23 protein-coding genes and 1 pseudogene are annotated in these 24,061 nt (G+C 56.7%); 11 read left to right on the top strand and 13 right to left on the bottom strand.

From position 1 onward, the window contains the following. Positions 1–233: 233 nt before the first annotated feature. From ACZ89R_RS06695 to ACZ89R_RS06675, 5 genes are all read right to left on the bottom strand, one after another. A complete protein-coding gene (locus ACZ89R_RS06695) occupies positions 234–1,331 on the bottom strand; it encodes a polyamine ABC transporter substrate-binding protein (protein WP_429546285.1) in 1,098 nt (365 codons plus the stop codon). Positions 1,332–1,578: 247 nt separating this feature from the next. Then, entirely contained in the window at positions 1,579–2,463 is an 885-nt protein-coding gene (locus ACZ89R_RS06690) for an ABC transporter permease subunit (RefSeq protein ID WP_429546286.1), read from the bottom strand. After that, positions 2,460–3,341 carry an ABC transporter permease subunit gene (locus ACZ89R_RS06685; RefSeq protein WP_429547887.1) on the bottom strand — a complete coding sequence of 294 codons (882 nt, stop codon included), beginning with the start codon at positions 3,339–3,341 and terminating at the stop codon, positions 2,460–2,462. The genes ACZ89R_RS06690 and ACZ89R_RS06685 overlap by 4 nt, the downstream gene beginning before the upstream one ends. A gap of 29 nt (positions 3,342–3,370) precedes the next feature. Next, positions 3,371–4,513 (bottom strand): polyamine ABC transporter ATP-binding protein, encoded by a 1,143-nt coding sequence (gene potA, locus ACZ89R_RS06680; RefSeq protein WP_063343315.1) that lies wholly within the window; start codon positions 4,511–4,513, stop codon positions 3,371–3,373. A 330-nt stretch (positions 4,514–4,843) separates the two neighbouring features. After that, positions 4,844–5,605 (bottom strand): gamma-glutamyl-gamma-aminobutyrate hydrolase family protein, encoded by a 762-nt coding sequence (locus ACZ89R_RS06675; protein ID WP_429546287.1) that lies wholly within the window; start codon positions 5,603–5,605, stop codon positions 4,844–4,846. A 280-nt stretch (positions 5,606–5,885) separates the two neighbouring features. On the opposite strand from ACZ89R_RS06675, the gene ACZ89R_RS06670 reads away from it, so the two are divergent. The 5 genes from ACZ89R_RS06670 to ACZ89R_RS06650 all read left to right on the top strand — a co-directional run bounded on the left by ACZ89R_RS06670 (position 5,886) and on the right by ACZ89R_RS06650 (position 12,376). Beyond that, positions 5,886–7,262, top strand: a complete 1,377-nt coding sequence (locus tag ACZ89R_RS06670) for a glutamine synthetase family protein (protein WP_050681361.1) — start codon at positions 5,886–5,888, stop codon at positions 7,260–7,262. A 246-nt stretch (positions 7,263–7,508) separates the two neighbouring features. Then, positions 7,509–8,999, top strand: a complete 1,491-nt coding sequence (locus tag ACZ89R_RS06665; protein ID WP_429546288.1) for an aldehyde dehydrogenase — start codon at positions 7,509–7,511, stop codon at positions 8,997–8,999. 52 nt (positions 9,000–9,051) lie between these two features. Further along, the gene (locus ACZ89R_RS06660) at positions 9,052–10,350 is read left to right on the top strand and encodes an NAD(P)/FAD-dependent oxidoreductase (RefSeq protein WP_429546289.1); all 1,299 of its coding nucleotides are present in this window, start codon (positions 9,052–9,054) and stop codon (positions 10,348–10,350) included. A gap of 579 nt (positions 10,351–10,929) precedes the next feature. Beyond that, positions 10,930–11,478 carry a cupin domain-containing protein gene (locus ACZ89R_RS06655; RefSeq protein ID WP_008068184.1) on the top strand — a complete coding sequence of 183 codons (549 nt, stop codon included), beginning with the start codon at positions 10,930–10,932 and terminating at the stop codon, positions 11,476–11,478. 382 nt (positions 11,479–11,860) lie between these two features. Beyond that, on the top strand, positions 11,861–12,376 hold the full coding sequence (locus ACZ89R_RS06650; protein ID WP_429546290.1) for a hypothetical protein: 516 nt from the start codon (positions 11,861–11,863) through the stop codon (positions 12,374–12,376). Between the two features lie 18 nt (positions 12,377–12,394). On the opposite strand, the gene ACZ89R_RS06645 is transcribed toward ACZ89R_RS06650, so the two are convergent. Both ACZ89R_RS06645 and ACZ89R_RS06640 read right to left on the bottom strand, forming a co-directional pair. Continuing rightward, positions 12,395–13,081, bottom strand: a complete 687-nt coding sequence (locus ACZ89R_RS06645; RefSeq protein WP_429546291.1) for a DUF4225 domain-containing protein — start codon at positions 13,079–13,081, stop codon at positions 12,395–12,397. Next, a complete protein-coding gene (locus ACZ89R_RS06640) occupies positions 13,074–13,574 on the bottom strand; it encodes an Hcp family type VI secretion system effector (RefSeq protein WP_429546292.1) in 501 nt (166 codons plus the stop codon). The genes ACZ89R_RS06645 and ACZ89R_RS06640 overlap by 8 nt, the downstream gene beginning before the upstream one ends. Positions 13,575–13,929: 355 nt before the next feature. Here ACZ89R_RS06640 and ACZ89R_RS06635 point away from each other — a divergent pair, with 355 nt between their 5' ends. Genes ACZ89R_RS06635 through ACZ89R_RS06625 form a run of 3 tightly spaced genes read left to right on the top strand, consistent with a single transcriptional unit; the run spans position 13,930 to position 17,429 of the window. Continuing rightward, positions 13,930–14,925 (top strand): L-tyrosine/L-tryptophan isonitrile synthase family protein, encoded by a 996-nt coding sequence (locus tag ACZ89R_RS06635; RefSeq protein ID WP_429546293.1) that lies wholly within the window; start codon positions 13,930–13,932, stop codon positions 14,923–14,925. Beyond that, positions 14,925–15,641, top strand: coding sequence for an HAD family hydrolase (locus tag ACZ89R_RS06630; RefSeq protein ID WP_429546294.1), 717 nt, complete (start codon positions 14,925–14,927; stop codon positions 15,639–15,641). Before ACZ89R_RS06635 ends, ACZ89R_RS06630 begins: the two co-directional genes overlap by 1 nt. A gap of 27 nt (positions 15,642–15,668) precedes the next feature. Next, positions 15,669–17,429, top strand: a complete 1,761-nt coding sequence (locus ACZ89R_RS06625; protein ID WP_429546295.1) for an isocyanide synthase family protein — start codon at positions 15,669–15,671, stop codon at positions 17,427–17,429. 280 nt (positions 17,430–17,709) lie between these two features. Here the strand turns inward: ACZ89R_RS06625 and ACZ89R_RS06620 are convergent, their stop codons facing one another. The 4 genes and pseudogenes from ACZ89R_RS06620 to ACZ89R_RS06605 all read right to left on the bottom strand — a co-directional run bounded on the left by ACZ89R_RS06620 (position 17,710) and on the right by ACZ89R_RS06605 (position 21,254). Then, positions 17,710–18,003 (bottom strand): fructose-bisphosphate aldolase, encoded by a 294-nt coding sequence (locus ACZ89R_RS06620; RefSeq protein ID WP_218396576.1) that lies wholly within the window; start codon positions 18,001–18,003, stop codon positions 17,710–17,712. Positions 18,004–18,659: 656 nt separating this feature from the next. Next, positions 18,660–19,361: a hypothetical protein gene (locus tag ACZ89R_RS06615; protein WP_429546296.1), complete on the bottom strand. Its 702-nt coding sequence runs from the start codon at positions 19,359–19,361 to the stop codon at positions 18,660–18,662. Between the two features lie 77 nt (positions 19,362–19,438). After that, positions 19,439–19,747, bottom strand: a pseudogene (locus tag ACZ89R_RS06610) (suppressor of fused domain protein); the annotation flags it as partial. Positions 19,748–19,781: 34 nt separating this feature from the next. Then, entirely contained in the window at positions 19,782–21,254 is a 1,473-nt protein-coding gene (locus ACZ89R_RS06605; protein ID WP_429375995.1) for a hypothetical protein, read from the bottom strand. A 158-nt stretch (positions 21,255–21,412) separates the two neighbouring features. On the opposite strand from ACZ89R_RS06605, the gene ACZ89R_RS06600 reads away from it, so the two are divergent. After that, positions 21,413–21,835 (top strand): hypothetical protein, encoded by a 423-nt coding sequence (locus tag ACZ89R_RS06600; protein WP_123495365.1) that lies wholly within the window; start codon positions 21,413–21,415, stop codon positions 21,833–21,835. 53 nt (positions 21,836–21,888) lie between these two features. Here ACZ89R_RS06600 and ACZ89R_RS06595 read toward each other — a convergent pair whose 3' ends face one another. Continuing rightward, positions 21,889–22,182, bottom strand: coding sequence for a fructose-bisphosphate aldolase (locus tag ACZ89R_RS06595; RefSeq protein ID WP_123495364.1), 294 nt, complete (start codon positions 22,180–22,182; stop codon positions 21,889–21,891). Positions 22,183–22,772: 590 nt separating this feature from the next. On the opposite strand from ACZ89R_RS06595, the gene ACZ89R_RS06590 reads away from it, so the two are divergent. Together ACZ89R_RS06590 and ACZ89R_RS06585 are read left to right on the top strand one after the other, a co-directional pair. Continuing rightward, entirely contained in the window at positions 22,773–23,123 is a 351-nt protein-coding gene (locus ACZ89R_RS06590) for a hypothetical protein (protein ID WP_429546297.1), read from the top strand. A gap of 15 nt (positions 23,124–23,138) precedes the next feature. Continuing rightward, positions 23,139–23,561, top strand: a complete 423-nt coding sequence (locus ACZ89R_RS06585) for an HD domain-containing protein (protein ID WP_429546298.1) — start codon at positions 23,139–23,141, stop codon at positions 23,559–23,561. Between the two features lie 32 nt (positions 23,562–23,593). On the opposite strand, the gene ACZ89R_RS06580 is transcribed toward ACZ89R_RS06585, so the two are convergent. Beyond that, positions 23,594–24,034, bottom strand: coding sequence for a hypothetical protein (locus ACZ89R_RS06580; protein WP_429546299.1), 441 nt, complete (start codon positions 24,032–24,034; stop codon positions 23,594–23,596). Positions 24,035–24,061 lie beyond the last annotated feature (27 nt).

Raw genomic sequence — 24,061 nt, 5'->3', positions numbered from 1 at the left:
GAGGAAGCCAGGTGAAGCCGTTCTTCTTCAGAGGAGTGCAGCGGTGGTAAGGCGCTGCGTGAACGGAAAAGGGGAAAGCTGTCATTGATGCTGGATGTAATGGCCTCATCGCGAGCAGGCTCGCTCCCACAGGGGATCGGCGTCGTTAACAAATCTGCGTTCCACCACGGGCTACTGTGGGAGCGAGCCTGCTCGCGATAGCGATGTCAGGTTCAACAGTGATGCCGAGTGAATCACTTACCCAGCTTCACCCGCGTCCAGCCACGAGTCATCACCCGCTGAATACCGATCGGCATATCTGGAATCGCATACAGCGTCGCCATCACCGCTTGCGGCGGGTAGGACCCCGGGTCGTTTCGAATGGCTTCATCCACCAGCGGCGTGGCCGCTGCGTTGGCGTTGCTGTAGCCGACACTGTTGGTGACTTCGGCGATGATCTCCGGCCGCATCAGAAAATTCATGAACAGGTAGGCATTGTCGACGTTGGCCGCGTCCCGTGGGATGGCAACCATGTCGTAAAAGCTGCCGGCGCCTTCTTTCGGGATGCTGTATTCGATCTTCACCTTGTCGCCGGCTTCCTTGGCGCGAGCCTTGGCTTGCAGCACATCGCCGGAGTAACCGACGGCGACGCAGATGTTGCCGTTGGCCAGGTCGGAGATGTACTTCGACGAATGAAAGTAAGCCACCGACGGCCGAATCTTCATGAACAGCGCTTCAGCTTCGGCGATCTGCGCCTTGTCCTGAGAATTCACCGGGTAACCCAGATAGTGCAGGGCGGCCGGGAGCATTTCTGTCGGCGAATCAAGGAAGCTGATACCGCAGGCTTTGAGCTTCGCAGCGTTTTCCGGTTTGAACAGCAAGTCCCAGGAATTCACCGGCGCATCAGTGCCCAGCACTTCCTTGACCTTGGCCGGGTTGTAACCGATGCCGATCGAACCCCACATGTACGGGAAAGCGTGGCCATTGTCAGGGTCGCTGGCGGAGGCGTTTTTCAGCAGCACCGGGTTGAGGTTTTTCCAGTTCGGCAGCTTCGATTTGTCCAGCGGCTGATAGACGCCAGCCTTGATCTGCTTGGCCAGGAAACTGTTGGAGGGCACCACGATGTCGTAGCCGGATTTACCGGCCAGCAAGCGTGCCTCAAGGGTTTCATTACTGTCGAACACATCGTAGGTCACGCGAATGCCGGTCTCGTCTTCGAACTTCTTGACGGTGTCCGAGGCGATGTAATCCGACCAGTTGTAGACGCGCAATACCTTGTCATTGGCCTGGGCACCGGTAGCGATCGCGCCCAATAAGGACAGTGTCAGCAGAGTCCTGCCAAACATTTTCATTGGTACAACTCCATTTTCTTTTTATTCAAATCACATAGAACAACGGTGCAGGTGGACACAAACCCTGTGGCAAGGGAGTTTCTGTGGCGAGGGAGCTTGCTCCCGTTCGGCTGCGAAGCAGTCGTAAAACCAGCGAATTCGGTGTATCTGATACACCTCGGTTGCCGGTTTTGGGGTCGCTTCGCAACCCAGCGCGAGCAAGCTCGCTCGCCACAGTTTTGTGTTCACTTCATTTAACTCAACAGCACTAAGCCATCGCTTCGACCCGCTGGTTTTTCGGCTGCTGCCAGGATTCGTTGGCGGTCTGGTCCATGGCTTCCTGGATCGCCCGCTTGCGTGTGGCTTCGGCCTTGCGGCTGAAGTACCAGACCATGAACGTGACGATCGACACCGCCAACAGAATCAGGCTGGCTACGGCATTGATCTCAGGCTTCACGCCCAGACGCACCGCCGAGAATACTTCCATCGGCAACGTCGTCGAGCCCGGGCCAGAGACGAAACTCGCCAACACTAGATCATCCAGCGACAAGGCAAACGACATCATGCCGCCCGCCGCCAGCGACGGCGCGATCATCGGAATGGTGATCAGAAAGAACACCTTGAACGGCCGCGCACCCAGGTCCATGGCTGCCTCTTCGATTGACAGGTCCAGTTCACGCAAACGCGCCGAAACAACCACTGCCACATAGGCTGCGCAGAACGTTGTGTGGGCGATCCAGATCGTGACGAGGCCACGTTCCTGCGGCCAGCCGATCAACTGGGCCATGGCCACGAACAGCAGCAACAGCGACAGACCGGTAATCACTTCCGGCATCACCAGCGGTGCCGTCACCAGACCACCAAACAGCGTACGACCCTTGAAGCGTGTAACACGGGTGAGCACGAAAGCGGCGAGGGTGCCCAACGCCACGGCGGCAATCGCCGTGTAGCAAGCGATTTCCAGGGAGCGCACCACCGAGCCCATCAGTTGCGAGTTGTCGAGCAGGCCGACGTACCACTTCACCGACCAGCCGCCCCACACCGTCACCAGTTTCGAGGCGTTGAACGAGTAGATCACCAGAATCAGCATCGGCAGGTAGATAAACGACAGGCCGAAAATCAGCATGAACTTTGAAAACCCGAAGCGTTTCATCCCCGTCCCTCCATCTCTTTGGCCTGGCTGCGGTTGAACAGCAGAATCGGCACAATCAGAATCGCCAGCATCACCACCGCCAAGGCGGATGCCACCGGCCAGTCGCGATTGTTGAAGAACTCCTGCCACAGCACACGGCCGATCATCAGGGTCTCCGGGCCGCCCAACAGCTCCGGAATCACGAACTCACCGACCACCGGAATGAACACCAGCATTGCGCCTGCGATGATGCCGTTCTTGGCCAGCGGCACGGTGATTTTCCAGAAGTTGTTGAAGTTGCTCGAACCCAGGTCCGACGCGGCTTCCAGTAAGCTGTGATCGTGCTTGACCAGGTTGGCGTACAGCGGCAACACCATGAACGGCAGGTAGGCATAGACCACGCCGATGTACACCGCCGTGTTGGTGTTGAGGATCTCGATCGGCTGCGACGTCACCCCGGTCCACATCAGGAACGCGTTGAGCAAACCGTTGTTGCTCAGAATGCCCATCCACGCATAGACGCGAATCAGGATCGCGGTCCAGGTCGGCATCATGATCAACAGCAGCAGAACGTTCTGCGTTTCCTTGCTGGCCTTAGTGATCGCGTAGGCCATCGGGAAACCGATCACCAGGCACATTAGCGTGCTTAAAAACGCGACCTTCAACGAACCAAAGTAGGCCGAGATGTACAACTCATCTTCGGTCAGCAGCGAGTAGTTGCCGATGTTCAGCAGCAGCTGAAACTTCTGTTCGGCGAAGGTGTAAATCTCAGAGTAGGGAGGTATGGCCAGGGCCGCTTCCGAGAAGCTGATCTTCATCACCAGGAAGAACGGCAACAGGAAAAACAGGCACAGCCACAGGAACGGAATGCCGATGACCAGTTTGCGGCCGCTGGGCACCAGGCGCAGGAACTGCTGATTGAAGGTTCTCATGAGCGCAGTACCACGCCGCTGTCGTCTTCCCACCACACGTAGACCTGATCGTCCCATGTCGGGCGTGCGCCACGGCGTTCGGCGTTGGCCATGAACGACTGGACGATCTTGCCGCCGGGCAGCTCCACGTAAAACACCGAGTGGCCGCCGAGGTAGGCGATGTCATGCACCTTGCCTTCGGACCAGTTGTAGCGAGTTTCGGGCTTGAGGGTGCTGACCAGCATTTTTTCCGGGCGGATGGCGTAGGTGATCGACTTGTCTTGCACCGACGTGCTCACGCCGTGGCCGACGTAAATCTTCTGCTCAAGGTCCGGGCTGTGAATAATCGCGTGACCTTCCAGATCCTCGACCACCGTGCCGTCGAAGGCATTCACGTTGCCGATGAACTCACAGACCATGCGGCTGACCGGCGCTTCATAAATATCCACCGGGCTGCCGATCTGGGCGATCCAGCCCAGGTGCATGATCGCGATGCGCTCGGCCATGGTCATGGCTTCTTCCTGATCGTGGGTGACCATCACGCAGGTCACGCCGACGCGCTCGATGATCTCCACCAACTCCAGTTGCATCTGCGAGCGCAGCTTTTTATCCAATGCACCCATCGGTTCGTCGAGCAACAACAGCTTCGGTCGCTTGGCCAGAGAGCGGGCCAACGCCACACGTTGACGTTGGCCGCCAGACAACTGATGCGGCTTGCGTCTGGCGTACTGGGTCATGTGCACCAACCGCAGCATCTCTTCGACACGGGCGTCGATTTCGCTGGCGGGCAAACGGTCCTGCTTGAGGCCGAAAGCGATGTTCTGCGCCACCGTCATGTGCGGGAACAGCGCGTAGGACTGGAACATCATGTTGATCGGCCGTTCGTACGGCGGCATGTCGGTGATGTCGACCCCGTCGAGCAGAATCCGCCCTTCGGTCGGGCGCTCGAAGCCGGCGAGCATGCGCAGCAGCGTCGATTTACCCGAACCGGAACCGCCGAGCAGGGCGAAGATTTCGCCTTGATGGATCTCCAGTGACACATCGTCCACGGCGGTGGTTTCGTCGAATTTCTTGGTGACGCGGTCGACTTTCACCAACACCTTTTTCGGTGCCTGGTGACCTTCAAGAGCCTTCCTGTAGATGCTGGAGGCGTTTGCCATATGAAACTCCCAACAGGTTTCAGTCGTCGGGCCAACGCGGCCTGACTTAAGAGTGGATTGCAAACCCGGGCCGGACGATGCCCCCTGTAGGAGCTGGCGAAGCCTGCGATCTTTTGACTTTGCTCTTCAAAATCAAGATCAAAAGATCGCAGGCTTCGCCAGCTCCTACGGGGGATTACGCTGGCGCTCCGGGCTTATTCGGCACCGCCATCCTGGCTGCCTGGTCGTACTTGTTGTTATTGCGGTTCATCTATTACGTGAGCGACCGGCGCGCAAAGGCACGCCCGCCAGACTCACGGGGGCAGTTAAATCGTTGAATGCTGTTTGAAGTCAGCGCGTATTACGCAGCGCCGCCCGTTGCCGGCACGCGTCGCCAAACGCCTGGAAAATACTCAAGTAGGGGGGATTCGAAAGCACCTGCCATTCCGGGTGCCATTGCACGCCAACGGCGAAGGCCTTGCTGTGTTCGACGGAGATCGCCTCGATCAAACCATCCGGCGCGATCGCCTCAGCGCGCAGGCCGGGAGCGAGTCGGTCGATGCCCTGGCTGTGAATCGAATTCACCTGAAACACCTGCGGCAGGTCCAGCGCTTCGAACACACCGCCCGGTTGCACATTCACCGCATGGGCCGGTGCGTACTGCACGGCCAAATCCGGATGATCCGCTTCCCGGTGATCGAGCATGCCGGGCAGTTCATGCACCTTCTGATGCAGGCTGCCGCCGAACGCCACGTTCATTTCCTGAAAGCCCCGGCAGATGCCAAGCACCGGAACACCGGTGGCGATGGCTGCGCGCAGTAAGGGCAGGGTGGTGGCGTCCCGTTGCGGATCGTGATCCGTACCGGGGGCACTGGCCGGGCCTTGATAGTGGAAGGGCTCCACATTCGACGGCGAGCCGGTCAGCAGCAGACCGTCGAGCTGCGCGAGCAGGTCATCGATTTCGGTCAGATCGCCTAGAGAAGGAATGACCACTGGCAACCCCAAAGCCGCGACGCTGACAGCACGCAAATACTTGTCGCCGCTGACGTGGTAGGGGTGCAGGCCAATCTGTTTGATGCACGCAGTAACGCCGATCAATGGCTTGAATGCCATTTTTATCACCTCGAAGTTTCACACTTGAACGAGCTTTTCCGGAGCTTAGCCTTGTTGATTTTAATTAACAACTCTCATGTAAAAAATTCTAAACGCCGCGCATCCGATCTTCAGGATTTACGCGGTGCGCAAGACTGATCTGGCACTCTTGCGCCCAAAAAAGGCCCGAAAATAAAGGTTGAAAGGCCAAGTGTTCGCTATTGACTTCACTTTGCCTTTCGGATTGACTGGGCTCGTGAAAGGGTAGTGAACATAATAATTAACAGCTAATAGGTGCATCATGTCGGTCCCTCTGCGTGCCGTTCAACTCAACGAAGCAAACGCATTCCTTAAGAAATATCCTGAGGTTTTGTACGTCGACCTTCTGATTGCGGATATGAACGGTGTGGTGCGCGGCAAGCGCATCGAACGCACCAGTCTTCATAAGGTTTACGAAAAAGGCATTAACCTCCCGGCGTCACTGTTTGCCCTGGACATCAACGGCTCTACGGTGGAAAGCACCGGCCTGGGTCTGGACATAGGCGACTCGGATCGAATCTGTTTTCCCATCCCCAATACCCTGAGTATCGAGCCTTGGCAGAAGCGCCCGACCGCGCAGCTGTTAATGACCATGCACGAACTCGAAGGCCAGCCGTTCTTCGCTGACCCTCGCGAAGTGCTGCGTCAAGTGGTGAGCAAGTTCGATGACATGGGCCTGACCATTTGCGCGGCGTTCGAACTGGAGTTCTACCTGATCGACCAGGACAACGTGAACGGTCGTCCGCAGTCGCCACGCTCGCCGGTGTCCGGCAAACGTCCGCACTCGACCCAGGTGTATTTGATCGACGATCTGGACGAATACGTCGACTGCCTGCAAGACATCCTCGAAGGCGCAAAAGAGCAGGGCATTCCTGCCGACGCCATCGTCAAGGAAAGCGCCCCGGCGCAATTCGAAGTGAACCTGCATCACGTCTCCGACCCTATAAAGGCCTGCGACTACGCGGTGTTGCTCAAGCGTCTGGTGAAGAACATCGCCTACGACCATGAGATGGACACCACCTTCATGGCCAAGCCGTATCCGGGCCAGGCGGGCAATGGTTTGCACGTGCACATTTCGATTCTCGACAAAGAAGGCAACAACATCTTTGCCAGCGAGGATCCCGAGCAGAACGCCGCACTGCGTCACGCGATCGGCGGTGTGCTCGAGACCCTGCCGGCGCAGATGGCGTTCCTCTGCCCGAACGTCAACTCGTACCGCCGTTTCGGCGCGCAGTTCTACGTACCGAACTCGCCAAGCTGGGGCATCGACAACCGTACCGTGGCGGTGCGCGTGCCCACCGGTTCGGCGGATGCCGTGCGCATCGAACACCGCGTTGCGGGTGCCGATGCCAACCCGTACCTGCTGATGGCGTCGGTGCTGGCCGGTATTCACCACGGCTTGACCAACGAAATCGAACCTGGCGCCCCGGTCGAAGGCAACAGCTACGAGCAGAACGAGCAAAGCCTGCCGAACAACCTGCGCGATGCTTTGCGCGAGCTGGACGACAGCGAAGTCATGGCGCGCTACATCGACCCGCTGTACATCGACGTGTTCGTGGCGTGCAAGGAAAGCGAACTGGCCGAGTTCGAAAACTCCATCTCCGACCTTGAGTACAACTGGTACTTGCATACGGTTTGATGGCCAGACACCCGTCAATCGAGAATGTGGGTATCGACACATCTTTGATGACGGCGAATAACCCCGGTAGGAGCTGCCGAAGGCTGCGATCTTTTGATCTTGGCTTTTGATATCCATGAAGCCGCCGAAGATCAGGATCAAAAGATCGCAGCCTTCGGCAGCTCCTACAGGGATCGTGGTTTTCTGATCGTTAATTGGTCGGCTTTAGTCCGGCGACTACTTATTCCTCTGCGTAGAGTCACAACCATGACAAACACTCGCAGCGACTGGGAACAACGCTTCCAGTCCCTCACACTAGAAGGCCGCGCATTCATCGATGGCCAATACCGCCCGGCACTCAGCGGTGACACCTTCGAATGCATCAGTCCGGTCGACGGCCGCTTCCTGGCGAACATCGCCAGTACCGACGAAGCCGACGCCAATGCCGCCGTGCAGGTTGCACGCCGCACATTCGAATCCGGCATCTGGGCGCGGTTGGCGCCCGCAGAACGCAAGCGCATTTTGATTCGCTTCGCGGACCTCATCCTGGCCAACCAGGAAGAACTCGCCCTGCTCGAAACCCTCGACATGGGCAAGCCGATCAGCGATTCCATGAGCATCGACATCCCTGCGACCGCCAACGCGATCCGCTGGAGCGCCGAAGCCATCGACAAAATCTACGACGAAGTCGCCGCCACACCGCACGACCAACTCGGCCTCATCACCCGCGAGCCGACAGGCGTGGTCGCCGCCATCGTGCCGTGGAATTTCCCGTTGATCATGGCCAGCTGGAAGTTCGCCCCGGCCCTGGCGGCAGGCAATTCGTTCATCCTCAAGCCTTCGGAAAAGTCACCACTGACGGCGATTCGCATCGCGCAGTTGGCCCTCGACGCCGGCATCCCCAAAGGCGTGTTCAACGTCCTGCCAGGCTTCGGTCACACCGTCGGCAAAGCGTTGGCGTTGCACATGGACGTCGACGTGCTGGCCTTCACCGGCTCCACCGCGATTGCCAAGCAACTGCTGATCTACGCCGGGCAAAGCAACATGAAACGCGTCTGGCTGGAGGCGGGCGGCAAGAGCCCGAACGTGGTGTTCGCCGATGCACCGGACTTGCGTGCAGCCGCTCAGGCAGCGGTCAGTGCGATCGCCTTCAACCAGGGCGAAGTCTGCACCGCTGGCTCACGTCTGCTGGTGGAGCGCTCGATTCGCGAGCAATTCATTCCGCTGCTGGTGGAAGCACTGCAAGCCTGGAAACCAGGCCACGCCCTCGATCCTGAAACCACTGTTGGCGCAGTCGTCGATCAGCGCCAACTGGACAACGTGCTGCGCTACATCCAGATCGGCAAAGACCAGGGCGCGCAACTGATCGCTGGCGGCAATCGTACCCTCGCAGACACCGGTGGCCTGTACGTGGAACCGGCAATTTTCGACGGCGTGACCAACGCCATGACCATCGCCCGGGAAGAAATCTTCGGCCCGGTGCTGTCGCTGATCACCTTCGACACCGCTGAAGAAGCGCTGCAGATCGCCAACGACAGCATCTTCGGTCTGGCGGCCGGCGTATGGACCAGCAACCTGAGCAAGGCCCACACCTTCGCCCGTGGTTTGCGCGCCGGCAGCGTCTGGGTCAACCAGTACGACGGCGGCGACATGACCGCGCCGTTCGGCGGGTTCAAGCAGTCGGGTAATGGTCGGGACAAATCGCTGCACGCGTTCGACAAATACACCGAACTCAAAGCGACCTGGATCAAGCTCTAACACTTTTACAGCGGCGGTCGCAGGCGAGCGTTTGCGGCCATCGGAGAAACCTATGAAACAAGACTCTGTTAAACAAAAGCATGTAAACAGCTACTACGCCGCCACCCGCAATCAGACCGGCGATTACCCGATTCTGGAAGAGCTGGTGGACTGCGACGTCTGCGTGATCGGCGCCGGCTATACCGGTTTGTCCTCGGCGCTGTTCCTCAGCGAAGCGGGCTACAGCGTGACCGTACTGGAAGCCGCCAAAGTCGGCTTCGGTGCCAGCGGCCGCAACGGCGGCCAACTGGTCAATTCGTATAGCCGCGACGTCGATGTGATTGAAGAGCGTTACGGCGACAAAACCGCCGAAGTGCTCGGCAGCATGATCTTTGAAGGCGCCGACATCATCCGTTCGCGCATCAAAGAGTACGACATCCAATGCGACTACCGCCCCGGCGGCATCTTCGCAGCGCTGAACAAAAAGCAACTCAACGGCCTGGCCGAGCAAAAGAGCAGTTGGGAGCGCTATGGCAACAAGAACCTGAGAATGCTCGACGCCGCTGACATCAAGCGCGAAGTGGGTTGCGACAACTACGTCGGCGGCCTGCTCGACATGCAGGGCGGCCACATTCACCCGCTGAACCTGGCCCTCGGCGAAGCCGCCGCGATCATCCGCCTGGGCGGCAAAATCTACGAACAATCCGCCGCCGTGGAAATCACCTACGGCGAGCCGATCACCGTGCGCACCGCCAAAGGCGTGGTGCGGGCCAAGTACCTGCTGATCGCCGGCAACGCCTACCTGCCTCAAGACCTCGACAACCGCGTCACGCGCAAAAGCATGCCCTGCGGTTCGCAAATCGTCGTCACCGAACCGTTGTCCGAAAAAGTCGCCCGCAGCCTGATCGCCAACAACTACTGCGTCGAAGACTGCAACTACCTGCTCGACTACTACCGCCTCACCGCCGACAACCGCCTGCTGTACGGTGGCGGCGTGGTCTACGGCGCCCGTGAGCCGGACGACATTGAGCAACTGATCAAACCAAAAATCCTCAAGACTTTCCCGCAACTCAAGGACGTGAAAATCGACTACCGCTGGACCGGCAACTTCCTGCTGACCATGTCACGCATGCCGCAATTCGGTCGCATCGAAAAGAATGCCTACTACATGCAAGGCTACAGCGGTCACGGCGTCACCTGCTCGCACCTGGCCGGCAAACTCATCTCGGAAATGATCCGCGGCGACGCCGAACGCTTCGACGCCTTCGCCTCCCTGCCGCACATGCCCATGCTCGGCGGCCGCACCTTCCAGGCCCCGCTCACCGCCATGGGCGCCGCGTATTACGCGCTACGCGACCGATTCGGCATCTAAGGCAGACGCAACTCCTGTAGGAGCCGAGCTTGCTCGCGAAGGCGGCCGCACAGTCAACATCTCTGTCGACTGACACTCCGCCATCGCGAGCAGGCTCGCTCCCACAAGGGAACTGGCGACATACACAAATTTTGCGAACAACACCGACCACTGTGGGAGCGAGCCTGCTCGCGATGAGGCCATATCAGCCGCCATCAATGCTGCCTGACACACCGCCATCGCGAGCAGACTTGCTCCCACAAGGGAATTGGCGACGTACACCAAATTTTGCGAACAACACCGACCACTGTGGGAGCGAGCCTGCTCGCGATGAGGCCATATCAGCCGCCATCAATGCTGCCTGACACACCGCCATCGCGAGGCACCCCGCCCCCACAGTTCCCGCACCTGACCGACCGGCATCAGGGGCTCGCCGGCTTTTTTCATAGCCGTTTATCGAACCTGCTGAGCAACACCAACAAACGTGATTTAATACCCGCCTTTCACGGTTCCGGGACGGGAAACGGCGTGATCCGCGGCCACCAGTCGCCCGCCACCCACCCCCCATTACCCCTTAAGTATTCTTCGCATAAGGCTGTCATGGACACGGGCTCACGACTCAAATTAGTACGCGAAAGCTACAAACTGTCCCAGCGCGAGCTGGCCCGGCGTAGCGGCGTCACCAATGCCACCATTTCCCTGATCGAACAGAATCGCGTCAGTCCCTCCGTCAGTTCCCTGAAAAAACTGCTCGAAGGCATCCCCATGTCTTTGGCGGACTTCTTCACCTTCGACCAACCGCCCCGCGAGCACCAATACGTGTTCCGCGCCAATGAACAGCCAGATCTGGGGCGTCATGGGTTGCGGTTGTTGCTGATCGGCGCTTCGGTGCCGAGTCGGCAGATGCGGCTATTGCGCGAGCAATACGCCCCTGGGGCGAGTTCGGGTGAAGAACCCATCGTGCATGCTGAAGGGGAGGAGTGTGGGCTCGTTACCCGTGGCACGGTTGAGCTCACCGTTGATGGGCAGATCAGTGTGCTGAATGCCGGGGATGGGTATTACTTTCCGACGACGCTGCCGCATCGGTTTCGCAATATTGGGCAGGACGAGGCCGAGATCATCAGCGCCAACACCCCGGCGAACTTCTAATCTCCTTGCGCCTTCGCATTGGGCGGGGTTGCTGTCTTTGCGGCGGTGGTTTTTGTTTTTAGTTATTGTGTTTGGAAGCCAGGTTGCAGGCGGTAGTTAGTTTGGCTGGGTTATGATGGCTATGAGGTTATGGCATCGTTAAGCTTGGTTTGCCGCGATTGATAAAAGTCCAACTCCAGTTCAGGTGTTGGACTTTTTGTTTTTACGGTTCTAATAAATTTTAATGCTCGACCGAGTATGCCGGCTTCCGATCTTGAAGACATCTATTGCGATAGTTTTTTTTTGATGAATTGTTTCTGGGGTTGTGGGAATGATGTGTAGGATGAAAAGAAGTGGTGTGTAGGGTTTTTCGGATCGTCGCTCGTTTATGTCGTTTGTTAGAGTGAGTCATATTAATGATATGGTTATAATTTTTGGCATGTGCGCTGATTGTATCGAAGCTCAACAATCTGTGAGACTGTATGAGGGGGTGTTAATGCGATTTCGAGTTTTCTTTACTGTTTTAGTTTCGGATTTGCTAGCTGTTATTCTTTCCATGCTTTATGCGGCATTTCTTGCATGGTTAATAGAGAGAGTGGTCCCTTTAAGTGGGGTTTATTATTGGTTGGTGCTAGGTGCTTTTTTTGTTTTTTTATTGTTTGTTAATTTTTATTACTGCTCTCTCAGCTATATTGATGTTTCACTTGGGCGCGATCTTAATCCCGAAAGAGACTCTGCTTGGGTTGCGTATTTCGGTGCTTTTATCGTCTCTTTGTTTTGGGCTGCTATTATCGTTCTACAAATTGATCAAGTATTTCCACTGCAAGGCAAGCTTTCGTTTGTCGTTAGTGCGGCTATTTTTATGTTGGTTTTTGTCTGCTTATGCATTTATATAATGAGGCTGCGCCGAAGAAAGTGATGTGCTCGATGATGTGGTTTATTCTAAAGTTGTTTCTTCTGCTATGTTTTTCATTGTGATTGCATCGGCCAAGGCTTCAAAGGCCAGTGCCAGTTTTCCCATTTGTCTGTATGCTCGCTCATAGTTGATAGGGTCTTTCCTAAAAAGCTCAAGTGTATCGTTTTTACGCACTAAACTCATTGCGCCGAAAGCTGATAATCCTAAGTCCACAGAGTAATAGATAGTGTTGCCAGTTTTAGTGTTTTCGGCTAGGTGTTGATATGTTTTTCTAATTGGTCCTGCTGTGCTTGGTGCGTCAGGTCCGTTGTATATATTTCCTGCGTTTTCATAAATATTATTAGCGCCATGCGCAACGTAGGTTAACCCGCTAGCTAATTTAATACCTCTTGAGTTTCTGAGTAATGAAGCCCCAGTTTGAACTTGCATTACTCCCGCTAAAATACCAATGCCATTTTGAGTGTAAAACATCGCTTTGGATGATAGTTCGGTATGCTCATCTCTGATTTTTTGCAAACCCTGTCGCGCGCTAATTAAACCTTCATCAACCGCTTGGATAATCTCGTTAGCATAAGATGAAACGATCGAACTGAATTGAAGCTGCAAAAAACTATCGTACAGCTGCGTAGCACCAATAGAGCACCCAAACGCCACAAGATCAGACGCAGCTTTAGTCACGTCGTGAATATCACAGCGCTCGTCATTCATCCTCGTTCCCCCAAGTACTATAAGCACATGTGCCCGCCTGAATGTGTGTCCAACTAATGTCGCGATAACGAATGGACACCAATTCTTGCGGTTGTGCATCATTCATATGAATGGCATGAGGAACTTGAAGGCTGATATGTGCAATTTTAGCCCCCGTGAGTTGTATTGAATAATATTTGTCCTGGCCGCCCGCTGGTGATGTTCGATAAAAATGGATCGTGCATTCAATTTCTTCGCGCTCATGAAGTGCACTGGCCAGTAACGGTGAAGATTTATCAATGTTCTTTGTAATCATAATAGGCAGGTGCTTGCCGCGATTGCCTGAAACTCCGCCGTCGTTGCCTGTAATCATGTTGTGCGAATACGCCAGAATCATGATTTCGTCTTCATGAGCGATCTGACATTTGTTGCCGATAGAATTCAAGCCGGAGCACTCGGCAGAAATCAAACCTTGTCGTTTGCCGGTAATACTCATGTAACCGTGATTAGCCATATATGCCACTCCCTTTAGTCAACTGATCGCTCTATTCCAAGCGTAACAGTTGCTCTGCCAGGAGAACTTTTGTTTGGTTCAGCGCCTTAAAAAGTTCGGACTGTTCTTACAGCGAATAAAGAAATTAGTAATGGAAAAGCCCTACATCACTGCGCGATTAGTCACAACTGTCGAATGGCGTCAACAGGTAGGTGATCGGGGAAGACCTCGCAGATTCATCGGCTCGTGCAGCCCGCAATATTCCTGATTGCCACGATTGACAGTCGTAACGACTTGTAGGAATTTAGCCGCCCGCAGGTAAGGAATATCTGCTGACGACCAAAAATGGCCGTTATTCACCACACAGGGATTGTCTATGCAGGGTTCAAACACCGTTGCTCAACAAGTGTGCGGTCAGCTGGTGCACGAGCATCAGCACAACGCGCACATGAACATTGCCCAGCAAATTCTCGAATGCCTGTTTCGACGTCGTAGCCTTGCCCCGGGGCAGGATCACGAGCTTTCGTTGCAGGTGCTGGAACCCCATCTGGCGAAAGTAGTGCAGGCGATCGAGAACGGCCGCCAGATCGAAATGGTCTTGCCAGCCTTTCCCGGCAAGTCGCCCAGCCGCAAGAAAACCCTCAGCCATCTGCCCGATCTTGCCGAACATCATGCCATCGACGAGTTACATCGCCTGTGCAATGAGATCCAGCAGATCTACGCACCGGGGGCGCTGATTCATATCTGCTCCGATGGCTATGTGTTCTCTGACCTGGTGCATGTTCCCGATGCGGACGTCAAAGCCTACACCGACGCTATCCAGGACTACGCCGAACAGCACTATCCCGGCACGTTCGCCCATTTCGATCTGCGGGATGCCTATCCTCCGCTTGATTGTCTGGACGCCATGCGTGAGGAGATGATGATCGAGCACGGCCAGTCACTGGTCTTGTTGCAGCAGCGTTTCAAGGATGAGCCGCACATGATGTTGATGTACTGCGGTATCCATCGCTTCCTGTCCGAGGATTACTCGGGGCTCAAGGTGTTCGCCGGCATGAGTCTTAATGCGGTGAAGAAAATCGCCAAGCCTGCCTCGCAGCGGGTGATCCAGCGCAGTGAAGCCTGGAGTGCGCTGTTACAGGCGCGCTACCCGCATTGCCTGCGCCTGTCGATTCACCCGCAACTGGCGGTGTCGACGAAGATCGGTATCCGGTTGGTGCCAACCAGTGACCTGTGGCGTACGCCCTGGCATTCGGTGGCGATCAAGCGACGGGGTGTGGTCACCCTCGAAAAACGCAGCAATGTCGATGAACGCTACCACCGCTTGGTGTTCCGCAAGGGGCGTCCTTGTCACTACACCAGTGCTCAATAATGGCGTCTCGGTTGCGGGTCGAAGCCGTACTCTTCGATTTGGATGGGACCCTGGTCGACACCCTGCCTGACATCACCTGGTGCCTGAACCAGGTGTTGCTCGAACACGGTTGCCCGGCGCAGACAGCGGAGACGGTGCGGGGTTATATCGGCGGTGGGGTCACAGCGATGATCGAGCAGGTCGCCACGGGGTTTGGCATTGCCGATGCGGCCGCGATGCACCAGCGCTATGTGACGCTGTATCAAAACAACCTTGTTCAATTTTCCCGGCCGTTCAGCGGTGTGCTTGCCTTGCTCGAAGGTTGTCGCCAGTTACAAGTGCCGCTGGCTATCGTCACCAACAAGACCGAGGAAATGGCCCTGCAAGTAGCCGATGCGCTGCTTCCACAGAATACCTTCGGGGCGATTCTGGGGCATCGCGCGGGCAGGGCGCTCAAACCTCAACCGGAGGTGGCATGGGAAGCTGCCCGGCGATTGTCGGTTGATCCGCAACGCTGTTTGTTCGTCGGTGACACCGAGATCGATCTGAAGACCGCCCGTGCTGCAGGCATGTACTCGGCGGCGGTCACCTGGGGCTATGGCCTGACACCTGACTTGCAGGCCCTGGCCCCGAACTTCTGCTGCGAACAGCCGGCCGGATTGCTGCGCATTCTGCGGCAAGTCTGCGGTACGGCGCATGCATTCACCAAGCATGGCGACACCGTTAAATCCTGTTGATACACACACTCTCAAGGAAGTTGTTCTATGGAACATAGAGACGCCTGGATCGCTGCCGTCAGCGATTTGCTCGCGGGTTATCTGCTCAAAGGCACGGATGATTGTTTCGACACACAAGGCAGAGCGCATCTCGCGCAACGTTTGGGGCACTGCTTCGATCGCCGCCTGCCGGTGCGTCTGGTGCTGCCAGGTTTTCCCTGCAAGTCGCCAAACGCCACTGACCAGACATTCGGCGTGCTGCCGGACTACGGCGAGGTCATCGCCATCGAGCGCCTCGACCAACTCGGCCAGGCCATCGCCGCGCTGCACGCACCGGGTTGTGTGGTGTCGATCCTCAGTGACGGAACGACCTTCAACGACATCGTCGGCGTGGCCGACGACGTTCGCGAGACCTACAACCGGGCTTTGCGTGACCTGTGCACCACCCATACGATTCAGTGGGTCAGCATGGAAGACCTGTTTCCTCAGGCCCAAAGTGCCGAGTCGGTTCGCGCCAGCCTGATCAAGCAAGCCCGCCTACCCTGGAAAAATCTTGGGGATTTGATCGAGCAGAGCCGGCACGATGAATCCCTCAGCCAGGCCCATGACCACCTCTGCAGTCACCTCTACAACGACCTGCGTCTGTGCCGTGAAGACGGGCAGAGCGAAGGTGAGTACCTGCAGCAAATCAACTTCAAAGCCTACCAAATGATGTATCGAGGGCAGGCATTGAATGCGGCAGTGGATCGTTTCTTCGGTGATGACATTCGCTTGTCGGTCCATCAATACAGCAATGCCGGGCCCAAATTCACCTTCGGCCTGGCCGAAGGGCTGACCCGTGTCGACAGCCCCTGGCACGCCGTACCGGTGTGCAACCTCGATGGCAGCCAAACCCTTCGCGCCCGCGCCCAGGTCGACCTCGACCATCATGTGCTGGTCACCTTTGAGGGGCGGCCATGGCTCTACCACCAAACAGAAAACCCGCAGGCCCAAGGCTTCGAATACGAACTGCAAAAACTTCCGCTGTTTGGCCTGGTGGTGCGAGACCCGTTGGGGCTGGGTTTCGAACGACTGTCCACGGGCCTGCTGGAAGCACTGGTGGAAACCTTTGGTTTCGTCTGCCTCAAGGGCTGCCGCTTCGACGACCAGGACAGTTTTGCTCGCAGCTGCGAACGCTTCGGCACGCTGTACGAATGGGCCTTCGGTGCCGTGCACGTGGTCAAGCCTGCGGACAAACCCCAAGGCGTGGTGCACTCGCTGGAGAAAACGCCGTTGCACTGGGACCTGAACATGCTGCCCGACAGCGACCCACAGGTGCAGCGCAACCCGAAATTCTGCGCCAGCAAATTCATGCTGTATTGCAAGACCGCGCCGCAGCCGGGCGAAGGCCAGACCACCATCGTCGACAGTCGAAACGTACTGCGCAAAGTCGGCCAGCAAGTCGCCCGACAATGGCAGGACGTGAACATCACCTACTACACCAAAATGACCTACTTCGGTGGCTCCCCGCGCATGTACAGCCTGGTGGATCATCACCCCCGCAGCGGCGAACTGATCCTGCGTTACCAAGAGGGCACCGACTCGACATTGCAGACCCTGAGCCAGGCTGTGCAGGACCATGACGAGGAAGCTCAACAGGCACTGCTCGAACAGGTCAACTCGCTGGTTTATGACCCGGAGTGCCTGATTGCCCATCAATGGAGCGAGGGTGATCTGGTGTTGATTGATAACTATCGGACGCTGCATGGCCGGTTGCCGATGTCGGCGGGTTCTTCGTCGCGGGAGTTGTGGCGGGTGCAGGTTTACTGACCGGCATCGTTTGGGAGGCCCTGGAGACAGGGCCTTCTTCGAGACCTTTTCCCATCACTGTGCGATGAAGTTGCGAATCGAGAAAAATCGCTGGCATTGCATCAGCATCACACCAAGTCGGCCCAATACTCACATCTACCTCGACGCAGATGGCAACATTGATATGCGAAAAGGAAGTGGCACTGACACTGATCGCTTGAGGCCGTGCGAATGGGATCTAGCGAAGCCATAGTCGTAAAAAACCCGCAATAACACGGGTTTTTTTACGGCTCAAATAGGGTCACTGCCCCTTAGGCGCATCAAACCCACGCTGCTCAATCACCCGAAATACATCGCTCACATCCTGGACCATGATCCGGGCGATGTTGGTGACGGTGTTGATGTCGTGCTCGGCGTAGTCGGGGAGACTGGTGCAGGCCATGAGGTTGAGGTATTTGAGGACGGCGTTGAGGCGTTCACTGAGGCAGTTGTGGAGTTCACGCAGTGGGGCGTCGGCGTCGATGAGGAGGACGGGGTGATCGGTGGCGAAATGGGACATGGGGGTGTAGTGGCGGAGCGGGTTGTTCGTACTCATAAGTAAATCTTCCTCGTGTCTGTTAGAAGAGCTACTGCCGTTCGCTGCGAATCGAAAGGGTGGTAGCTATGTGCGGGTTCGCAGACCGAGGATACGAGGAACCCGGCAGACCCGAAGATCTCCCACACACAGCCACCATAAAACGGAGTACGGGCGCGTTTTTGCGGCCGTTGCTGGTTATGGGGTGCAAGGTTACTACACGTATCGTCAGGGCTGCGAAACCCTATCGCTGAATTCGCTCAGCGACAGACCCACTCTAGGCAGCGATTTTGGTAGCCGCAACCGGGCTGTAGGACCACACGCGCTCACTGTGGCGAGGGGGCTTGCCCCCGTTCGGTGGCGCAGCCGCCGTAAAACCGGGCGTTGTGGTGTGTCTGAGGAAATGGGCTAGCGGGGTTTGGGGCTGCTTCGCAGCCCAACGGGGGCAAGCCCCCTCGCCACAAAGGGCAGATTCCTACATGTTTTGCAGACTTCAAAATCCTCGCCGTGCCTTCATCGAACGTTCAGGCGCGGGATTTCCCGTGGGGAGGCTCGGCAGGATTCATTAAATTTTTTGGGGGGGTGTGGGGGCATAAGCGGGATTGCTCGCGATAGTGAGGGGTCGGGGCACTTTGAGGAGTCTGTCACTCGACTGCGTCTGAAGTCACACCGTCGCGTTACTCCGCAAGGTAAGTAGCCTGTGTGTCATGAAGTGGCTGCGCGATGTTGAGTGCATGTTTGACTGCCCGCCGTTCCTCGCCTGTGAGGCTCTTTCTACCAAAATCATAGGAGTCACCACCCGGATTCATGTGCAGCGAAAAGAGCCCAATGATCTCGTCGTCAGCCACTTTGAGGATCAATTCCATGTAAGTCTCGCTTGAGGTGCTCGCCGTTAAATAGGTGAGGCCTTCAACCACTGCGCTGCCGCACCAATGCAACTCATCCCAGGCCAGGAAGTTCCCATTCGCGGTTCCAATTTCTTGTAGATACCAAGACGTCGAATCTTCTTGGAGTGCTTGCAGTGCTGGCAGAAATCTCTCGCAGGAGAGGATGTCGAGTGGGTACTTGAGCTTGCCGTGGTGAATGTTATGCAGGCGTTCTGCTGACTGCTCTGGTGCTTGAGCCGCGCCGACAACTTTCGCCTTCAGCAGGTGGCTTTGGGCAATTTCTGAAGGTTGTTCACTCCAGCCATTCAAGTCGGAAACTGGCGGGCACCAGATAAGCAGAAGGATCTCACCAACGTCTAAACGGTCATGGCTATCAAAGAACGCGAAGGTTCTTTTGCCAACGCTCGGCACGATGTCTTTGAGGTGGAGTATCGGCGCGCTGTAGTCGATGCCCTGATCCAGAGACCAGAACATCGGGCAGTAGGTTTTCATCTGTGAACGCTCCTGGGAGGACAGCGCACTGTACGGTGTCTTTCCTGATTGCTCACATGAAAGCGGCCGCTCGGTTTTCACACAACGCTAGCACGATTCAGATTGCTCATATGTCCGATGCCGGCGGCCTTCAAACGGCTGACCAGATCTTCGCGTGCTGCTCGCCCACCCGATCGGACATATTCAAGCTCCGATGCGGTGATCAATACCATCGAAACCAACCTGACTGGAGATAACGGCATGTCATCCAGTCGGGTCGGGAAATCCGGTTCCAGGGCTCCCAGCAGGACGCCGGTACAATCGTCCTCGGTCACGAAGCTTTTGGGGAGTTGATCGCTCATGTGGTGCGACTGGCTGAACCCGGGAATTTCGAGAGTTGTGCTTCCACTTCAAGGATTTTTTTGCTGATGGCCAGGCAACTCAAGATTCCACCACCTCAATCGTCCATTCGCCCTGCACGTTCCGTGTGACGTATTGGATCGGCACAAACATTCCATACGCTTCGAGGTAGACGTAAATGTCGGTGCTGTATTGGTAGGCATCTCTTGTGCAACTGAGTACCTTGGCAGTTCCGGTCAAACTCGGGTGATACGTGCTGGCGGGTTTCTGCGACTGCACCTCACAGCTGTATCTGTCGTCGACCGGCACCAAGGCTCTGGGACCTTTCCCGCCGTTGGTATAAAGAAGCTGCATATCCTGCGTCGTGTATCGCAGGAGTGCGCCGACCGGCATGTTCGCCCAATCGCCCTCGAAGCTGAGTTTCGTCAGCGCCTTATTCTCGATCGTTATCTCACCTGCATGATTGTTGAATTCACTTTCAGCCAGGTCAATCAGACCCCGGAAAGTGACTTTGGCCCACTGACTTCCTCTGCCTTTAAAACGCTCCGTCAGTTGTTTACTCGTCTCGTCAGAAAGGTATTTCGAGTCACGCCCGTTAAGCCGTACGCCTTCATCTGAATACTGCCTTGGCTCGGACTTATCCGTGAACACCCGACGTAAGTGCCGAATGCTTTTCTCCGGTTTGGGCATGTTCAATGCCTCGATGGCTCTCAACACGGGGACGGCAACGGCGGGGACCGGCAATTCGAAGGGAGACTGCTCGCGTCCTTCAAAAGGTTTGTATTGATCCAGCGATTGCGGCTTGCCACAGGCCACCTGAAAAAGCTGACGTTCATCAGCGCCGAGGCTTTGCAGGCCGACGGTTTTAAGATCTGGCTGCATGTTTCCAGCGAGCACATGACTGTGAGCATCAAGGTAGAAATGGCTTAACGCGGTCAGTTGTTGCAGGGCGCAGTTGGCCGTCCACCGCTGGCGTACCTGCCCATACAAGACGTTTTTGCCGGGCATCAACATCTCGCCGGGTAGTACCCGAGCCGTCCAGAAAGTCACCTCATCACCTTTTACTTTCAGGCTGGCGCGGTCGATCATCTGCCAATCCTGAAGCTCGGGTGCCGAGAACACGCGCCATTGAGGAGGTGTTGTCTGGGCACACACTTGCTTCAACTGCGCACTTTGCAGGTACTGGCTCTTTTGTTCCGCAGGCAACTGCCAGGATTCCTCCGAGTCCCCCCGCGGTTTAACGGCGAATAGAGACATCCCCGCTTTGCTGCGGTAAGCCATTTGCGCATCGGGTTGGCCGCAGTTGGCATCGAAGCGTGCCAGATAGTGGAGTTCCGGGCTGGGGGACGAAGTCACTAAATAGGTGATCCTGTCTCCCTCTCGCACAATCGAACTCGGCTCGGGGGGCTCCAACATCACACTGTTGAAAACCGCAAGGCCTGGCTGGGCCTCGGGTGTTGTGATTTGAGCGGGTTTTGTTGCTTGGCATCCAGAGAGGATCACGGCAACGGTAAGCAGTGAAAAGAAGCTGGAAGGGCGGGACGTGGCATCCATGCGGGTGTACTTCATTGAAAGAGTGATGGCATATTAACATGAGCTGGTTGCCAAGTAGGACGGCGCTTATAGCGACGATATTGTGTTCGTGCAGCGCGCCCCGGACAAAACAGGCATCTGAGTTTCAGGGCTGCTACTCAAATTATGGAGAGGAAAAGATGACTGGACAGATTTTAAAGTCGAAGTGGGTCAATTTTCTGGTGGCCGATGCCGAGGTGAAATACGACAACGTTGACGATTTATATTCCGTAGCCGGAGCTGGCAATGTGAATGCGTTGGGCTGGGTGCTGGGGGCCTTCAAGAAAGCATACGGAGGGCTGTGGGTCGGCGGGAAAATGGTGCTGACTCAAACCGCAGTTCGCTTGAGCGCAAATGCCATGAACCGCCTAATTCAGGATGGGACGCTGGATATTGAACTCCCACTGGAGTTGGTCAGAAAGGTCAGCGTTGAGGGTTGGTTCGGGATGAAGATCGTCCGTCTTGATACCGACGCTGGCAGCGTTAAATTTCGATGTTACGGCGCGAAGGACGTCGCCGCGCTGATAGAGAAGACAATCCTCTCGACAACTCGACAGGCCTGAACAAAACAAAAAACCCGCAACTCAGTGCGGGTTTTTTTACGACTCAACTCTGATCACTGACCCTTAGGAGCATCAAACCCCCGCTGCTCAATCACCCGAAACACATCGCTCACATCCTGGACCATGATCCGGGCGATGTTGGTAACGGTGTTGATGTCGTGCTCGGCGTAGTCGGGAAGGCTGGTGCAGGCCATGAGGTTGAGGTATTTGAGGACGGCGTTGAGGCGTTCGCTGAGGCAGTTGTGGAGTTCGCGCAGTGGAGCGTCGGCGTCGATGAGGAGGACGGGGTGGTCGGTGGCGAAGTGGGACATGGGGCTGTAGTGGCGGAGCGGCTTTTGAGTCGTCATGGTGTTAATCCTAATAAAAGTAGAATTGCCACCGTTCTGCTGCGAAACAAAATGGGTGGCAGCTATGCGCGGGTTCGCAGACCGGAGGATTAACACCAGGACCCGGCAGACCCGAAGGTCTCCCACGCACAACCGCCATAAAACGATACGCAGCCGGGAGTCGGCCGTGCCTGACGGAACAAGGTGTCAATCTTAAGGGCTGCGAAACCCTATCGCCAACTGCGGTCAGCGACAGACCCACTCTAGGCAGCGATTTCGGTAGCCGCAATCGGGCTGTAGGACGCCAAGATTGTCATTTTGGCGAGGTGGCTCTTCCCCGTTCTATGTCGTAACGCAGTAAAACCGGGCGTTACGGTTTGTCTGAGGAAATGGGCTAGCAGGGTTTGGGGCTGCTTCGCAGCCCAGCGGGAGCAAGCTCCCTCGCCACAATCGGTTATTTCCTACGAGATTTTCGGACTTCAAAATCCTCGCCGTGCCTTCATCGAACGTTCAGGCGCGGGATTTTCGGCGGTGAGTGACGCTTGCTTCCGTTCAGCATCACCATAGTCGTAGACTGAACGCCAACGGGAATTCAAGGATGGAACGCGCCCATGATCGAAATCGGCAGCCGCAACAACGCCCCCACGCCACAGCACCAAACCCAGGACATTTACCTCTTCCACATCGACCTTTCCCGGCCGGATACGCCTTTTTGTTTCGAGCAGTCCATCGGTGGCGGTCATTGCGAGCAGGGTGGGGCGGCGTGGTTGGCGGTGTCGGCGCTTGAAGCCTGGCCGGGTGAGTGGCGTCTGCATTTGCAGAAGTCTGGTTGTGGCTGGGTCGCCGAAGTGGTGGATGGTCATCCGGGCGTCGATCAGGCGACGCTGGTGTCGATGATTCTCGAACGCCACGCTGAGGGCGCCAAGCGCAACATTCATGTCGCCGGCCGTTACGGCGTTTAACCCGAGGAGAATCCCATGACCCAGACACTGGAACGCGCCATTGCCATCGCTGCGGCGGCACATGAGGGGCAGGTGGACAAGGGCGGCGCGCCTTACATCCTGCATCCGCTGAAAGTCATGCTGCGGGTGAATACGCTGGAAGAGCGCATCGTCGCGGTGCTGCATGACGTGGTCGAAGACTGCGGCATCAGCTTTGACGATCTGCGTAACGAAGGCTTCAGCGAAACGGTGCTGATGGCGATTGCGTCGGTGACCAAGGTGCCGGGCGAATCCTACGAGGCGTTTATCGAGCGCGTGGCGCAGAACCCCATCGGGCGGGTGGTGAAACTGGCGGATCTGGAAGAGAACAGCGACTTGTCGCGGATTGCCCAGCCGTCCTGGGAGGATCTGGAGCGCGTTGAGAAGTATCGGCGGGCGATCGGGGTGTTGCGGTCGTAGAGTGGAGTTCCAGATTTACTGCGTGCTCATGCTTATAAAGCGCCCTTCGCCGGCGATGCATCGGGCTTGGTAATCCAGCCGACATAGGTGAGCCAGAGGCCGATCAGCACGGCGACGCCGAAGCCGACTTGCACCAGCAACGGCACCCTCGCCGATACAGCCACGCCACGTTCAATCAGTTGCGGCGCGGCCAGGAGTACAGCGCCGCGAAGCGCCAGGAACCAACCGAACAGGGAAATCACAACCGCCGCGGCGTTCGACCAATATTGATGGAACGCGATGATCAGCAGGCCACCGAACAACAGCAGGGCGCCGGCAAACCACACGGTGAGCGGGCTCGCGAAGAAGTCGGCTGCCAGTGGCCCCATGTCTGGCGCCCGCACGGCGATGATGCCGGGCACGATGACCAGCCAAGGCCCGATGACGCGTGCGAACGCGCGCGTGCACGCTCTGGATTCTGCTGTGGCGGGCATGGGAGTTTCCTCTATCACGTCGCTCGG

Source organism: Pseudomonas sp. TE3728 (assembly GCF_056279145.1).
Note: the sequence above shows the minus strand (reverse complement) of the source record. Positions and strands in the feature narration are given on the sequence as shown.

What these genes read in the sequence shown, in the direction of transcription:
- ACZ89R_RS06625 (WP_429546295.1), top strand. Translation starts at nt 15,669, where the DNA reads ATGGAACATAGAGACGCCTGGATCGCTGCCGTCAGCGATTTGCTCGCG.
- ACZ89R_RS06675 (WP_429546287.1), bottom strand. Translation starts at nt 5,605, where the DNA reads ATGGCATTCAAGCCATTGATCGGCGTTACTGCGTGCATCAAACAGATT.
- ACZ89R_RS06645 (WP_429546291.1), bottom strand. Translation starts at nt 13,081, where the DNA reads ATGAATGACGAGCGCTGTGATATTCACGACGTGACTAAAGCTGCGTCT.
- ACZ89R_RS06635 (WP_429546293.1), top strand. Translation starts at nt 13,930, where the DNA reads ATGCAGGGTTCAAACACCGTTGCTCAACAAGTGTGCGGTCAGCTGGTG.
- ACZ89R_RS06670 (WP_050681361.1), top strand. Translation starts at nt 5,886, where the DNA reads ATGTCGGTCCCTCTGCGTGCCGTTCAACTCAACGAAGCAAACGCATTC.
- ACZ89R_RS06615 (WP_429546296.1), bottom strand. Translation starts at nt 19,361, where the DNA reads ATGAAAACCTACTGCCCGATGTTCTGGTCTCTGGATCAGGGCATCGAC.
- ACZ89R_RS06655 (WP_008068184.1), top strand. Translation starts at nt 10,930, where the DNA reads ATGGACACGGGCTCACGACTCAAATTAGTACGCGAAAGCTACAAACTG.
- ACZ89R_RS06590 (WP_429546297.1), top strand. Translation starts at nt 22,773, where the DNA reads ATGATCGAAATCGGCAGCCGCAACAACGCCCCCACGCCACAGCACCAA.
- ACZ89R_RS06585 (WP_429546298.1), top strand. Translation starts at nt 23,139, where the DNA reads ATGACCCAGACACTGGAACGCGCCATTGCCATCGCTGCGGCGGCACAT.
- potA (WP_063343315.1), bottom strand. Translation starts at nt 4,513, where the DNA reads ATGGCAAACGCCTCCAGCATCTACAGGAAGGCTCTTGAAGGTCACCAG.
- ACZ89R_RS06690 (WP_429546286.1), bottom strand. Translation starts at nt 2,463, where the DNA reads ATGAAACGCTTCGGGTTTTCAAAGTTCATGCTGATTTTCGGCCTGTCG.
- ACZ89R_RS06580 (WP_429546299.1), bottom strand. Translation starts at nt 24,034, where the DNA reads ATGCCCGCCACAGCAGAATCCAGAGCGTGCACGCGCGCGTTCGCACGC.
- ACZ89R_RS06595 (WP_123495364.1), bottom strand. Translation starts at nt 22,182, where the DNA reads ATGACGACTCAAAAGCCGCTCCGCCACTACAGCCCCATGTCCCACTTC.
- ACZ89R_RS06605 (WP_429375995.1), bottom strand. Translation starts at nt 21,254, where the DNA reads ATGGATGCCACGTCCCGCCCTTCCAGCTTCTTTTCACTGCTTACCGTT.
- ACZ89R_RS06630 (WP_429546294.1), top strand. Translation starts at nt 14,925, where the DNA reads ATGGCGTCTCGGTTGCGGGTCGAAGCCGTACTCTTCGATTTGGATGGG.
- ACZ89R_RS06695 (WP_429546285.1), bottom strand. Translation starts at nt 1,331, where the DNA reads ATGAAAATGTTTGGCAGGACTCTGCTGACACTGTCCTTATTGGGCGCG.
- ACZ89R_RS06600 (WP_123495365.1), top strand. Translation starts at nt 21,413, where the DNA reads ATGACTGGACAGATTTTAAAGTCGAAGTGGGTCAATTTTCTGGTGGCC.
- ACZ89R_RS06620 (WP_218396576.1), bottom strand. Translation starts at nt 18,003, where the DNA reads ATGAGTACGAACAACCCGCTCCGCCACTACACCCCCATGTCCCATTTC.
- ACZ89R_RS06660 (WP_429546289.1), top strand. Translation starts at nt 9,052, where the DNA reads ATGAAACAAGACTCTGTTAAACAAAAGCATGTAAACAGCTACTACGCC.
- ACZ89R_RS06640 (WP_429546292.1), bottom strand. Translation starts at nt 13,574, where the DNA reads ATGGCTAATCACGGTTACATGAGTATTACCGGCAAACGACAAGGTTTG.
- ACZ89R_RS06665 (WP_429546288.1), top strand. Translation starts at nt 7,509, where the DNA reads ATGACAAACACTCGCAGCGACTGGGAACAACGCTTCCAGTCCCTCACA.